This window comes from Paraburkholderia sp. SIMBA_053, from assembly GCF_046534895.1.
Lineage (GTDB): Bacteria > Pseudomonadota > Gammaproteobacteria > Burkholderiales > Burkholderiaceae > Paraburkholderia > Paraburkholderia caledonica.
Genome location: NZ_JAWRXU010000629.1, coordinates 1 through 274, shown reverse-complemented (window position 1 = coordinate 274; position 274 = coordinate 1). Strand labels below are relative to the sequence as shown.

Genomic DNA, 274 nt, shown 5'->3' with positions numbered 1-274 from the left:
ATTGATTGCTGCACTGACCACTGGCGCGGCGCATGCGAATGCGAACGCGACGGAGCCCGCATCGGATGCCGCATCGGAAGTCGAACTGAATCTGGGCACGCAACCCGCGCATCCGGTGGCCGATCTTCCGTCCGGCCTCGGCGACTTCTGCTTTTTCGCGGGCCTGCCTCCCGCGGAGCAGAAATACAAGATCATCAAGAACGTGAAAATCGGCAAGAACAGCTACGGTGGCGTGCGAGACGTGCTGCCGAAGATGGCCGAATACGCGCGGTTG

Annotated in this window: 1 pseudogene; it reads left to right on the top strand. The window is 61.3% G+C overall.

Annotated features, from left to right (window positions below):
* A pseudogene (locus SB753_RS37115) lies at positions 1-274 on the top strand (hypothetical protein); the annotation flags it as partial.